Source organism: Streptomyces aurantiacus JA 4570 (genome assembly GCF_000414115.1).
In the GTDB taxonomy this organism is placed as follows: Bacteria; Actinomycetota; Actinomycetes; order Streptomycetales; family Streptomycetaceae; genus Streptomyces; species Streptomyces aurantiacus_A.
The window spans coordinates 1-11,522 of record NZ_AOPZ01000228.1; the positions used below are offsets into that span (position 1 = coordinate 1).

Sequence of the window (11,522 nt, forward strand, 5' to 3'; positions counted from 1 at the left end):
CCGCGTACGGCTACCCGCCGGAGCCGCCCCGCTATCCCGCGCCGCAGCCCGCCTACGGCTATCCGCAGCCCGCGCCCACCCAGCCCCCGGTGCCGGCGTACGGCTACCCGCACCCGGTCGCGCCCGTGCCCGACCCGAACTTCCGGCTGCCTCCGCAGGGGCCGCAGTTCCTGCCCCGCTGAGCGGGACGCGCGGGGCGGTCACCGGCCGGGCCCCGGCCGGTGACCGCCCGCCCGGCGCGGCTCAGCTGCCGCCCACCTTGGTCTTGTAGCCGCGGCCCCACTGCAGCCCCCAGCCGTACAGTCGGTCGAGCTCGGCCTGGAAGCCGTACACGTACCGCACCTCGCGGCGCACGATCAGCTCGTCCTTGACGTTCTCGATCGTGAGGACCGCGCAGGAGCGGGCCTGCGGGGCGCGTTCCTCCAGGTCGATCTCGACGCGCGGGCCGTTGCTGGGGTACAGCGTCACCTTGGCGTGGGTGCGGTCGAACGCGGGCGTCTGGTCGTAGATGTAGACGAACACGAGGAGTCGCTTGATCGACTCGCGGTGGTCGAGGTTGACGTAGAGCGTCTCGCCGGAGCCCGAGCCGAACCTGTCGTCGCCGCTGCCCTTCACATACGGCGGGGAGTTGAGGCTCCCGAAGAAGTTGCCGAGGGGCTGCACCACGCCCTTGCTGCCGTCCATCAGCTCGTACAGGCAGCCCAGGTCCAGGTCCACGTTGACCATGCTCTGGGTGTGGGCCTGCACCGGCTCGGGCTGGAACAGCTTCAGCGGGTGCCGCAGCAGGCTGACGCCCCCGCGCTTCTTGCCGACCAGGTCGGACGTCCGCATCTGCCAGGTCAGGGTGACGCGGAGATTGCCGGTGGCCGCGCCCTGTTTGGTCAGGGAGACCGTCGGATGCCGTTTGGTCAGCTCGATGGAGTTGGTCGCGGCGCTGCCCGATGCGAAGTCCATCGAACGCCCCGGCCGCAGACCGTCCCAGAAGGACATGCCACCCCCAGAAGAAATGCCCCGTGTTCCTGTGCGTACGTCACGGGGCGGCCCGCGGGCCTCGCCTCAACTTCCGCCCCGCACAAGAGCGTTCCTCACCGAAGCGGGCCCCACACGTCCGGATCCCGAAGTCGGCTCACCGTACGACATCGTGGGTACGCCGATGGCGGCGCCCCCGGGTCGGGGACGCCGCCATCGCGGTGTTCGAGTCGGCGGCCGCCCGGCCGCCCCGGCGCCTAGACGCCGGACGAGACCTCGGCCTTGTCGCCCGAGTCCGCGCCTTCCTCGGCCGCGAGCCGCTTGTTGCGGCGCACGGAGGACCAGAAGGAGGCACCGATGAGGAGGACACCGATCGAGCCGGTGATGAACTCGTTGATCTCGTACTGGATGGTGACCAGCAGGATCGCGGCGAGGGCGCCGATGGCGTAGTGCGCGCCGTGCTCCAGGTAGACGTAGTCGTCGAGGGTGCCCTCGCGGACCAGATAGACCGTGAGGGACCGGACGTACATCGCGCCGATGCCGAGGCCGAGTGCCATCAGGACGATGTCGTTGGTGATGGCGAAGGCGCCGATGACACCGTCGAAGGAGAAGGACGCGTCCAGGACCTCGAGGTAGAGGAACATGAAGAACGCGGCCTTGCCCGAGAGCGCGATGGCCGAGACGGGCTTGCCGGCCTTCTTGGCCTTCTCCTCCTCCTCGTGCTCACGCTCCTCCTCTTCCTCGAGTTTGTCCTCGAAGAAGCCGGAGAGACCGCCCACGATGAGATAGGTGATCAGGCCCGCGAGTCCTGAGATGAGGACTGTCTCCGCCTTGTCGGCATGGACGCCGCCGTGCTGGTGCGCGTGCTTGGCGAAGGTCATCGAGGAGGCGAGCAGCACGATGAGCGCGATGCACACCGAGAGCATGTCGACCTTGCCGAGCTTGGCGAGGGGGCGCTCCAGCCAGCCGAGCCACTTGATGTCCCGGTCCTCGAAGATGAAGTCCAGGAAGATCATCAGCAGGAACATGCCACCGAAGGCGGCGATCGACGGGTGTGCGTCGGTGACCAGCTGCTGGTACTTGTCCTTGTCGTTGAGCGCGAGCCTGACCGCTTCGATCGGGCCCATCTTGGCGCTGACAGCGACGATCACGACCGGGAAGACGAGGCGCATGCCGAAGACGGCGATGACGATGCCGATGGTGAGGAAGATCTTCTGCCAGAAGGCATTCATCTTCTTCAGGATTCCGGCGTTGACCACCGCGTTGTCGAAGGACAGCGAGATCTCCATGATGGAGAGGATCGCCACGAGTCCGAGCGCCGCCCACCCCCCGAAGAGCACCGCTGCGACCAGGCCGAGCGCAGTGACTGCGAACGACCAGCCGAAGGTTTTCAGTACCACTGGCTACCCAATCGTATGTGTACGGGTCTCCCCCGCGCCGTCCCCGGTGATACGGCCTCCGGGGGACGCCCCCGGCCTTCCCAGTCGGCTGCCGGGCAAACCCGTCAGCCGTTTGGGGAACCCGGGGAGAGTCCTTTAGGAAACATTGACTCCGAAGTCTAGAGCGATGCCCCGCAGGCCGGACGCGTACCCCTGGCCCACGGCGCGGAACTTCCACTCGCCGCCGTAGCGATAGACCTCGCCGAAGATCATCGCGGTCTCCGTGGAGGCGTCCTCACTGAGGTCGTAGCGTGCGAGTTCCTGGCCGTCGGCCTGGTTCACCACGCGGATGAAGGCATTGCTGACCTGGCCGAACGTCTGCCCCCGGTTGTCCGCCTCATGGATGGACACGGGGAAGACGATCTTGTCGCAGTGGGCCGGGACCTGGGAGAGGTCGATGATCAGCGACTCGTCGTCGCCGTCGCCCTCGCCGGTCAGGTTGTCGCCGGTGTGCTCGACGGAGCCGTCCGGGCTGGTCAGATTGTTGTAGAACACGAACCATTCGTCACCGAGGACCCGGCCGGACTGGCACATCAGGGCACTGGCGTCGAGATCGAACGGGGCTCCGGTGGTGGAGCGAGCGTCCCAGCCGAGGCCGACCATCACCTTCGTGAGATCGGGTGCGGCCTTGGACAGGGAGACATTGCCTCCCTTGGCGAGCGTGACGCCCATGATGCTGGTCCTCCCCGAGGTGCTGGAGCGTTGGGCTGCCGCCGGGTCCCGGCGCGGCGGGCGGGGCACGGCGGCCATGCGGTGCCTAGCGCGTCCGGCGCCGCACTGTCGTGTGCGGCGCCGGACGACCCAGGCGATGGGGTGGTGCTGACTCGGCTCAGACGTTGACGCCGAAGTCCTGCGCGATGCCGCGCAGACCTGAGGCATACCCCTGGCCGACGGCGCGGAACTTCCACTCCGCGCCGTGGCGGTACAGCTCGCCGAAGACCATGGCCGTCTCCGTGGAGGCGTCCTCGGAGAGGTCGTAGCGGGCGAGCTCGGCCTCGCCGGCCTGGTTCACCACGCGGATGAAGGCGTTGCGGACCTGGCCGAAGGACTGCTGGCGGTTCTCCGCGTCGTAGATCGAGACGGGGAAGACGATCTTCTCGATGTCCGCCGGGACCGCCGCGAGGTTGACCTTGATCTGCTCGTCGTCGCCCTCGCCCTCACCGGTGATGTTGTCGCCGGTGTGCTCCACGGAGCCGTCCGGGCTCTTCAGGTTGTTGAAGAACACGAAGTTGGCGTCACTGCTGACCTTGCCCTCCGCGTTCGTCAGGATGGCGCTGGCGTCCAGGTCGAAGTCCGTCCCGGTGGTGGTACGGACGTCCCAGCCGAGGCCGACCGTGACGGCGGTCAGGCCAGGCGCCTCCTTGCTCAGCGATACGTTGCCGCCCTTGCTGAGGCTGACTCCCACGAGTCCTCCCAATTGGTGTCCAGGGGCGGGGAGCCCCAGTCGTGCTTGCCATCGGATCAACGTGTGGATCCTAGTGACCGGTTCCCGGTGGCCACAGGCTTCCACACGGGTGTTCTCAGAGGTTCTCGATCGCCTTCACGTAGTCGTTCAGGTCCCGCGCGTCGGGCAGGCCGTTGATCACGGTCCAGCGCACCACGCCGTCCTTGTCGATGATGAAGGTCCCGCGCACCGCGCAGCCCTTGTCCTCGTCGAGGACGCCGTACGCGCGCGAGGTCTCGCCGTGCGGCCAGAAGTCCGAAAGAAGCGGGTACTCCAGGCCCTCCTGCTCGGCGAAGACGCGCAGGGTGTGGATGGAGTCGTTCGAGACGGCGAGGAGCTGGGTGTCGTCGTTGACGAACTTCGGCAGCTCGTCGCGCAGGGCGCAGAGCTCGCCCGTGCACACCCCGGTGAACGCGAACGGGTAGAAGAGCAGCACCACGTTCTTGTGTCCCCGGAAATCCGCGAGCCGCACGGTGCGCCCGTGGTTGTCCTTCAGCTCGAACTCAGGGGCCTTCTCGCCCACCTCGAGAGCCACGGATACCCACTTCCCTTCGCATCGGCCATTGGGGTGCCCCTCAGCGTACGGGTGGCCCCCGAGCCGCCGCGGGGCGCCCCGGCCTTGCCCTCAAACGCCGGACGGGCTGAAGAGAAGAGGCCGACGGGTGGGAAAAAGCCCGTCCGGCGTTTGAGGACGAGCGCGCCAGCGCGACAAAAAGGCCCGCCCCCACGCACGTGAGGCCCCCGACGAACCCAATCGTCGGGGGCCTCACGGACAACTGCGGAGGGCCTACGGCCAGCTAGCGCTTCTTGGCGGCACCCTTCGGCGTGAGCAGTCGCGAGCCGTTCCAGTCCTTGCCCGCGTTGATGCTCTTGGTCTGGGACAGGCCCGCCGTGGTGGCGGCCTCCCCGATCTCGCTGGGCTCGACGTACCCGTCCCGCCCTGTCTTGGGTGTGAGGAGGAGGATCGAACCGCCTTCTTCCATGTACGCGATGGCATCCACCAGCGCGTCGGTCAGGTCCCCGTCTTCCTCACGGAACCAGAGCACCACGGCATCAGCCACGTCGTCGTAGTCCTCGTCGACGAGCTCCGTGCCGGTGGTCTGCTCGATGGCCTCGCGGAGCTCCTGGTCGACGTCGTCGTCGTAGCCGATCTCCTGGACCACCATGTCGGGCTGGAAACCCAGCCTTACGGCAAGGTTCGTCTCCGCGTGGTCCGCGGTCGCGCTCACGGATTGCCTCCTGATCGTGTTCTTGGGAATGCCTTCAGCCACGCGCGTGCGCGGGGCATTGGCCGTAGTCCACACGGGCGGGACGGATCGCGCAAGTACCCGGCCGTCGAGACCGCCGAAACGGTGACGTTCCCGACCGTGTCGCCGCAACTGTCGCCACATCCGGAAGGGGCCGGACGGCTCCACGGAGCCGCTGGGCAGGATGGGCGTATCGTTGCGATTTGGCCGAGCCTACCCCAGGGACGGCGGCCGTCGTCCCGGTTACCTGGAGGTAGAGATGACGTATCCACTGCCGGGGTAGACGATGGTGAGCGTCGTACGCACCGGTACGTCCGGACACCGTACGGGCAGGAAACGGCACCCGTGCCGGCACCGACGACAGAGTCCTGAGCAGACCCCAGGGACCCCAGAGTCCCCAGACAGTACAGAGCAGCGCCCAGCCAGAGCACGAATCCGCTCGCGCCGCACCGCGCGACAACACAGCGAAGGAACAGCGTGGCTTCCGGATCCGATCGCAACCCGATCATCATTGGCGGCCTTCCCAGCCAGGTCCCGGATTTCGATCCAGAAGAGACCCAGGAATGGCTCGACTCCCTCGACGCCGCCGTCGACGAGCGCGGCCGTGAGCGGGCCCGCTATCTGATGCTCCGCCTGATCGAGCGGGCCCGCGAGAAGCGCGTGGCCGTGCCCGAGATGCGCAGCACGGACTACGTCAACACGATCGCCACCAAGGACGAGCCGTTCTTCCCCGGCAACGAGGAGATCGAGCGCAAGGTCCTGAACGCGACCCGCTGGAACGCCGCGGTGATGGTCTCGCGCGCCCAGCGCCCCGGCATCGGGGTCGGCGGCCACATCGCCACGTTCGCCTCCTCGGCGTCGCTGTACGACGTGGGGTTCAACCACTTCTTCCGCGGCAAGGACGAGGGCGACGGCGGCGACCAGATCTTCTTCCAGGGGCACGCCTCCCCCGGGATCTACGCCCGCGCCTTCCTGCTCGACCGGCTCTCGGAGCGGCAGCTCGACGGGTTCCGGCAGGAGAAGTCCAAGGCTCCGCACGCCCTGTCGTCCTACCCCCATCCGCGCAGCATGCCGGACTTCTGGGAGTTCCCGACGGTCTCCATGGGGCTCGGCCCGCTCGGCGCGATCTTCCAGGCGCGGATGAACCGCTACATGGAGGCGCGCGGCATCGCCGACACCTCCAAGTCGCACGTCTGGGCGTTCCTCGGCGACGGTGAGATGGACGAGCCGGAGTCCCTCGGCCAGCTCTCCATCGCCGCCCGCGAGGGGCTCGACAACCTCACCTTCGTCGTCAACTGCAATCTGCAGCGCCTGGACGGCCCGGTGCGCGGCAACGGCAAGATCATCCAGGAGCTGGAGTCGCAGTTCCGGGGCGCCGGGTGGAACGTCATCAAGCTGGTGTGGGACCGCAGTTGGGACCCGCTGCTCGCGCAGGACCGGGACGGCGTGCTCGTCAACAGGATGAACACCACGCCGGACGGGCAGTACCAGACGTACGCCACCGAGACCGGTGCCTACATCCGCGACCACTTCTTCGGCGACGACCAGCGGCTGCGGGCGATGGTCGAGGGCATGACCGACGACCAGATCCTGCACCTGGGTCGCGGCGGCCACGACCACCGGAAGATCTTCGCGGCGTTCTCCGCGGCCAAGGCGCACAAGGGGCAGCCGACGGTCATCCTGGCCAAGACGATCAAGGGCTGGACGCTGGGTCCGAACTTCGAGGGCCGCAACGCCACGCACCAGATGAAGAAGCTGACGGTCGACGACCTCAAGGGCTTCCGGGACCGGCTGCACCTGCCGATCACGGACAAGCAGCTGGAGGACGGCCCGCCGCCGTACTACCACCCGGGGCGGGACTCCGAGGAGATCCAGTACATGCACGACCGGCGCAAGGGCCTGGGCGGTTATGTCCCGACCCGCGTCGTGCGCGCGAAGCCGCTGCCGTTGCCCGAGGACAAGACGTACGCATCCGTGAAGAAGGGCTCCGGTCAGCAGTCCATCGCCACGACCATGGCGTTTGTGCGGCTCCTCAAGGACCTCATGCGGGACAAGGAGATCGGCAAGCGGTTTGTGCTGATCGCGCCCGATGAGTACCGCACGTTCGGCATGGACTCGTTCTTCCCGAGTGCGAAGATCTACAACCCGCTCGGCCAGCAGTACGAGGCGGTGGACCGTGAGCTGCTGCTCGCGTACAAGGAGTCGCCGACCGGGCAGATGCTGCACGACGGCATCTCCGAGGCGGGCTGCACGGCGTCCCTGATCGCCGCGGGCTCGGCCTACGCCACGCACGGCGAACCGCTGGTCCCGGTGTACGTCTTCTACTCGATGTTCGGGTTCCAGCGCACCGGCGATCAGTTCTGGCAGATGGCCGACCAGCTCGCGCGCGGTTTCGTGCTCGGCGCGACCGCCGGCCGCACGACGCTGACCGGCGAGGGGCTCCAGCACGCCGACGGGCACTCGCAGCTGCTCGCCTCCACCAACCCGGGCTGTGTCGCCTACGACCCGGCCTTCGGCTTCGAGATCGCCCATATCGTCAAGGACGGTCTGCGCCGGATGTACGGCGAGACGGCGGACGGCAAGCCCGGCGAGGACGTCTTCTACTACCTGACCGTCTACAACGAGCCGATCCAGCACCCGGCGGAGCCGGACGACGTGGACGTCGAGGGCATCCTCAAGGGCATCCACCGCTTCAAGGCCGGGGAACACGGCGCCATCCCGGCCCAGATCATGGCCTCCGGCGTCGCGGTGCCCTGGGCCCTGGAGGCGCAGCGGATCCTGGCCTCCGAGTGGAACGTCAAGGCGGACGTCTGGTCGGCGACCTCCTGGAACGAGCTGCGCCGCGAGGCCGTCGACGCGGAGCGGCACAACCTGCTGCACCCGGAGGAGGAGCAGCGCGTGCCCTATGTGACGCGGAAGCTCTCCGGGGCCGAGGGGCCGTTCGTGGCCGTCTCCGACTGGATGCGGAGCGTGCCCGACCAGATCTCCCGCTGGGTGCCCGGCACCTACCAGTCGCTGGGCGCGGACGGCTTCGGGTTCGCGGACACGCGGGGCGCGGCGCGGCGGTTCTTCCACATCGACGCGCAGTCCATCGTGGTCGCGGTCCTCACCGAGCTGGCCCGCGAGGGCAAGGTCGACCGCTCCCTGCTGAAGCAGGCGATCGACCGCTATCAGCTCCTGGACGTCGCGGCGGCCGACCCGGGCGCCGCGGGAGGCGACGCGTGACGCCTGGCTCTGGCTCATAACACCTCCGTCCGGTGAGGGGCGGCGGGCCACCGGGCTCGCCGCCCCTCACCGTTTCCTTACGATGCGGGCATGAGGGATGAGACGGCACAGCCGACAGAGCAGGAGCGGTCGGCGCCGGAGCGGTCGGCGCAGGCCCGCTGGGAACGGCGCACCCAGCGTCCGCTGCTCGCGCTCGCCGTGGCGTTCGCCGTCGCCTACGCCGTGCCCATAGTGCGGCCCGAGGCGGGCGCGCCGGTGACGCGGGCGTGCACCGCGGTGGAGTGGTTCGTCTGGGGCGCGTTCGCCGCGGACTATGTGGTGCGGCTCGCGCTCGCCGAGCGCCGTGCGCGATTCGTCCGCACGCACTGGCTCGATCTGTGCGCCGTGGTGCTGCCGATGATCCAGCCGCTGCGGCTGCTGCGGCTGGTCTCGACGCTGTTGCTCGTCGGGCGGCGCGCCCGCATGGCGTCGCAGATCAAGCTGACGACGTATGTGGTGGGCGCCGTGGTGGGGCTGCTGATGTTCGGCTCGCTGGCCGTGCTCTCGGTGGAACGGGAGTCGCCGGACGGCAACATCAAGACGCTGGGCGACGCCGTGTGGTGGTCGTTCACCACGATGACGACCGTGGGCTACGGCGACCACGCACCGACGACCGGGCTCGGCCGGGTCCTCGCGGTCGGCCTGATGCTGTCGGGCATCGCGCTGCTCGGTGTCGTCACCGCCAACATCGCGGCGTGGTTCATCGCCCGCTTCGAGAAGGACGACGCCGAGGAGCGCCGCCAGACCGCCGCGATCGAGGCCCTCACCGCGGAGATCACGGCCCTGCGCGCGCAGGTGAGCGCGCTGTCCGGCGGTGCCGTGACCGCCACCGTGCCGCGTCAGCCGTCCGGTCAGGACGCCGTCGGCGGCGCCTCCTCCGTCAACGCTCCCAGATCTTGAACGCCCGCACCCGATACGGCGACTCGGGTGCCCAAGTGCCGTTGCCGGGATAGGTGTTGAACTCCGCCGTCTCGTCGCACTCGGCGGACTGATACGTGGTGACGGGCCGGCCGGTGCGGTTGGCGAGGGCCGCCGCGCTGTCCCCCTCCGGCAGCGCGACGCAGCTCTCGATGTCCGTACCGGCCAGCTCGTACGTATGCCGCTGGCCCTTGAACTCCGCCTTCTCCCAGAGGCAGAGCTCGCCCGGGCCGCAGCCGCGGAGCCGTGGTGGTCCGGCGGCTCCGGCGTGCGTCGGCGTCAGGACCGCGGCGGCCAGGGCGGCCGCGGTCAGGGCCAGGACGGCCGCGGTGCCGGGCATGGCGGAACGCATGGTCGTACGCATATGGATCAACCCCCGTGTCGCGAAAGCTCACTTGCCGCCACTCTCAGCCGTGGGACACGGAGGCGGGAAGGGGTTTTCGGGCGCCTCACCCTGATAGGCGAAAGCCCCCCGAGCGGACCCGGAGGGCTTTCCCTTGGACGGCTTCACTTGGCGGCGGGGTTCCCCCCTAGGGGTGGCGCCACCGACCTGACCGCGGCCGGACACGCCGGACGACTAAGCGCTCCGCTGGATGTGCCACACCATGCCGTCGCGAGCCCGCGGGTGCGTCGTGGCGCGGCGGAGCCGCATGTGTCAGGGCCCCGCGCCCCCTCAGGGCGCCACCGAACCGCGGCTTCACCGGGACCGCTCAGATGTGTGCCGCGCCCGCACCCGCCTCCGCGTTCGCCCCGCGCTTGGTGAGCGTCGCGACGACCGCCGCGATCACGCCGACGACGCCCGCGACGGTGAAGGCCACGCCCATGCCCGACATGAAGGTGTCGTGCACGACGTCCGAGATCTTGGCGAAGACGCCCTGGTCGACGCCGGGTGCCTGGGCGACCTGCTCCGGCACGGACCCGGTCGCGGCGGCCTTGTCGAGGCCGGGCGGCGGGGTGCCGGGCAGGCCCGCGTCCTGCCAGTTGCCCTTGAGGTCGGAGTCGACGGTGTTGGACATCACCGCACCGAGCACCGCCGTGCCGAGGCTGCCGCCGACCTGCATGCCCGCCTGCTGGAGGCCGCCCGCGACACCGGAGAGCTCCAACGGGGCGTTGCCCACGATGACTTCGGTCGCGCCGACCATGACGGGCGCGAGGCCGAGACCGAGGAGCGCGAACCAGACGGACATGGGCAGCGTGCCGGTCCCCGTCGTCATGGTGGTCATGCCGAACATCGCGACCGCCGTGCAGACCATGCCGCCCACCAGCGGGATCCGCGGTCCGAACTTGGTGATCAGGGCCCCGGCCAGCGGCGAGGAGACGATCATCATGGCCGTCAGCGGAAGCAGGTGCAGACCGCTGTCTACGGGGCTCATGCCGTGCACGTTCTGCAGATAGAAGGTGACGAAGAACAGGCCGCCCATGAAGGCGAAGGCCATCAGGACCATCAGGGCGGTGCCCGCGGACAGCGGCACCGAGCGGAACAGGCCGAGCGGGATCAGCGGCTCCGCGACCCGCTTCTCCCACAGCGCGAACAGCACGAAGCACACGACCGACGCCCCCAGGAACGCCCAGGTCTTGCCGCTGCCCCAGCCCCATGGGTCGCCCGCCTTGATGAGCGCCCAGATCAGGGCGAACATCGCGGCCGACAGCAGCACGATGCCCGGGATGTCGAAGGAGCGCGGCGCCTTCTCGGCCCGGTGGTCCAGGAGGATCAGTAGGCCGAGGAGCAGCGCGAGAGCGCCGACCGGCACGTTGATGAAGAACACCGACTGCCAGTTGACGTGCTCGACCAGGACGCCGCCGAGGATGGGACCGCCCGCCGTGGAGGCGCCGATGACCATGCCCCAGATGCCGATGGCCATGTTCAGCTTCTCGGCCGGGAAGGTGGCCCGCAGCAGGCCGAGCGCGGCCGGCATCAGCAGGGCGCCGAACAGCCCCTGGAGCACGCGGAAGGCGATGACCAGGGAGACGCTGCCGGACAGGCCGATGGCGCCGGAGGCCAGGGCGAAGCCGACGACACCGATGAGGAAGGTCTGCCGGTGGCCGAAGCGGTCCCCGAGCTTTCCGGCCGTGATGAGGGCGACGGCGAGCGCCAGGAGATAGCCGTTGGTGATCCATTGGACGTCCGCGAGGGAGGCGCCCAGGTCCTTGGTGATGGCGGGGTTGGCGACCGCGACGATCGTGCCGTCCAGGGCCACCATCATCACGCCGATCGCGACGGAGAACAGCGTGAGCCATGGA

10 protein-coding genes and 1 pseudogene are annotated in these 11,522 nt (G+C 69.0%); 3 read left to right on the forward strand and 8 right to left on the reverse strand.

Annotated features, from left to right (window positions below; genetic code table 11):
• A pseudogene (locus tag STRAU_RS21915) lies at positions 1-182 on the forward strand (TerD family protein); the annotation flags it as partial.
• A 61-nt stretch (positions 183-243) separates the two neighbouring features.
• Here the strand turns inward: STRAU_RS21915 and STRAU_RS21920 are convergent.
• From STRAU_RS21920 to STRAU_RS21945, 6 genes are all read right to left on the reverse strand, one after another.
• Positions 244-990 (reverse strand): TerD family protein, encoded by a 747-nt coding sequence (locus STRAU_RS21920; RefSeq protein ID WP_016642560.1) that lies wholly within the window; start codon positions 988-990, stop codon positions 244-246.
• A 236-nt stretch (positions 991-1,226) separates the two neighbouring features.
• A complete protein-coding gene (locus tag STRAU_RS21925) occupies positions 1,227-2,369 on the reverse strand; it encodes a DUF475 domain-containing protein (protein ID WP_016642561.1) in 1,143 nt (380 codons plus the stop codon).
• 135 nt (positions 2,370-2,504) lie between these two features.
• Positions 2,505-3,080: a TerD family protein gene (locus tag STRAU_RS21930; protein ID WP_037661052.1), complete on the reverse strand. Its 576-nt coding sequence runs from the start codon at positions 3,078-3,080 to the stop codon at positions 2,505-2,507.
• 157 nt (positions 3,081-3,237) lie between these two features.
• Positions 3,238-3,813 carry a TerD family protein gene (locus STRAU_RS21935; RefSeq protein WP_016642563.1) on the reverse strand — a complete coding sequence of 192 codons (576 nt, stop codon included), beginning with the start codon at positions 3,811-3,813 and terminating at the stop codon, positions 3,238-3,240.
• Positions 3,814-3,928: 115 nt separating this feature from the next.
• On the reverse strand, positions 3,929-4,387 hold the full coding sequence (locus STRAU_RS21940) for a peroxiredoxin (protein WP_016642564.1): 459 nt from the start codon (positions 4,385-4,387) through the stop codon (positions 3,929-3,931).
• Between the two features lie 262 nt (positions 4,388-4,649).
• The gene (locus tag STRAU_RS21945; protein WP_016642565.1) at positions 4,650-5,081 is read right to left on the reverse strand and encodes a DUF3052 domain-containing protein; all 432 of its coding nucleotides are present in this window, start codon (positions 5,079-5,081) and stop codon (positions 4,650-4,652) included.
• 495 nt (positions 5,082-5,576) lie between these two features.
• Here STRAU_RS21945 and aceE point away from each other — a divergent pair, with 495 nt between their 5' ends.
• Positions 5,577-8,324, forward strand: coding sequence for a pyruvate dehydrogenase (acetyl-transferring), homodimeric type (aceE, locus tag STRAU_RS21950; RefSeq protein WP_016642566.1), 2,748 nt, complete (start codon positions 5,577-5,579; stop codon positions 8,322-8,324).
• A gap of 90 nt (positions 8,325-8,414) precedes the next feature.
• A complete protein-coding gene (locus STRAU_RS21955; protein ID WP_016642568.1) occupies positions 8,415-9,263 on the forward strand; it encodes a potassium channel family protein in 849 nt (282 codons plus the stop codon).
• Here the strand turns inward: STRAU_RS21955 and STRAU_RS21960 are convergent.
• The gene (locus STRAU_RS21960; RefSeq protein WP_016642569.1) at positions 9,244-9,645 is read right to left on the reverse strand and encodes a peptidase inhibitor family I36 protein; all 402 of its coding nucleotides are present in this window, start codon (positions 9,643-9,645) and stop codon (positions 9,244-9,246) included. The two genes, STRAU_RS21955 and STRAU_RS21960, sit on opposite strands and share 20 nt — an antisense overlap.
• A 346-nt stretch (positions 9,646-9,991) precedes the next feature.
• Positions 9,992-11,485 (reverse strand): MFS transporter, encoded by a 1,494-nt coding sequence (locus tag STRAU_RS21965; RefSeq protein WP_397892432.1) that lies wholly within the window; start codon positions 11,483-11,485, stop codon positions 9,992-9,994.
• Positions 11,486-11,522 lie beyond the last annotated feature (37 nt).

Bases quoted from the DNA above. Each gene is read 5' to 3' on its own strand.
- STRAU_RS21960 (WP_016642569.1), bottom strand. From the start codon at position 9,645: ATGCGTACGACCATGCGTTCCGCCATGCCCGGCACCGCGGCCGTCCTG.
- STRAU_RS21965 (WP_397892432.1), bottom strand. From the start codon at position 11,485: ATGATGGTGGCCCTGGACGGCACGATCGTCGCGGTCGCCAACCCCGCC.
- STRAU_RS21930 (WP_037661052.1), bottom strand. From the start codon at position 3,080: ATGGGCGTCACGCTCGCCAAGGGAGGCAATGTCTCCCTGTCCAAGGCC.
- STRAU_RS21955 (WP_016642568.1), top strand. From the start codon at position 8,415: ATGAGGGATGAGACGGCACAGCCGACAGAGCAGGAGCGGTCGGCGCCG.
- STRAU_RS21920 (WP_016642560.1), bottom strand. From the start codon at position 990: ATGTCCTTCTGGGACGGTCTGCGGCCGGGGCGTTCGATGGACTTCGCA.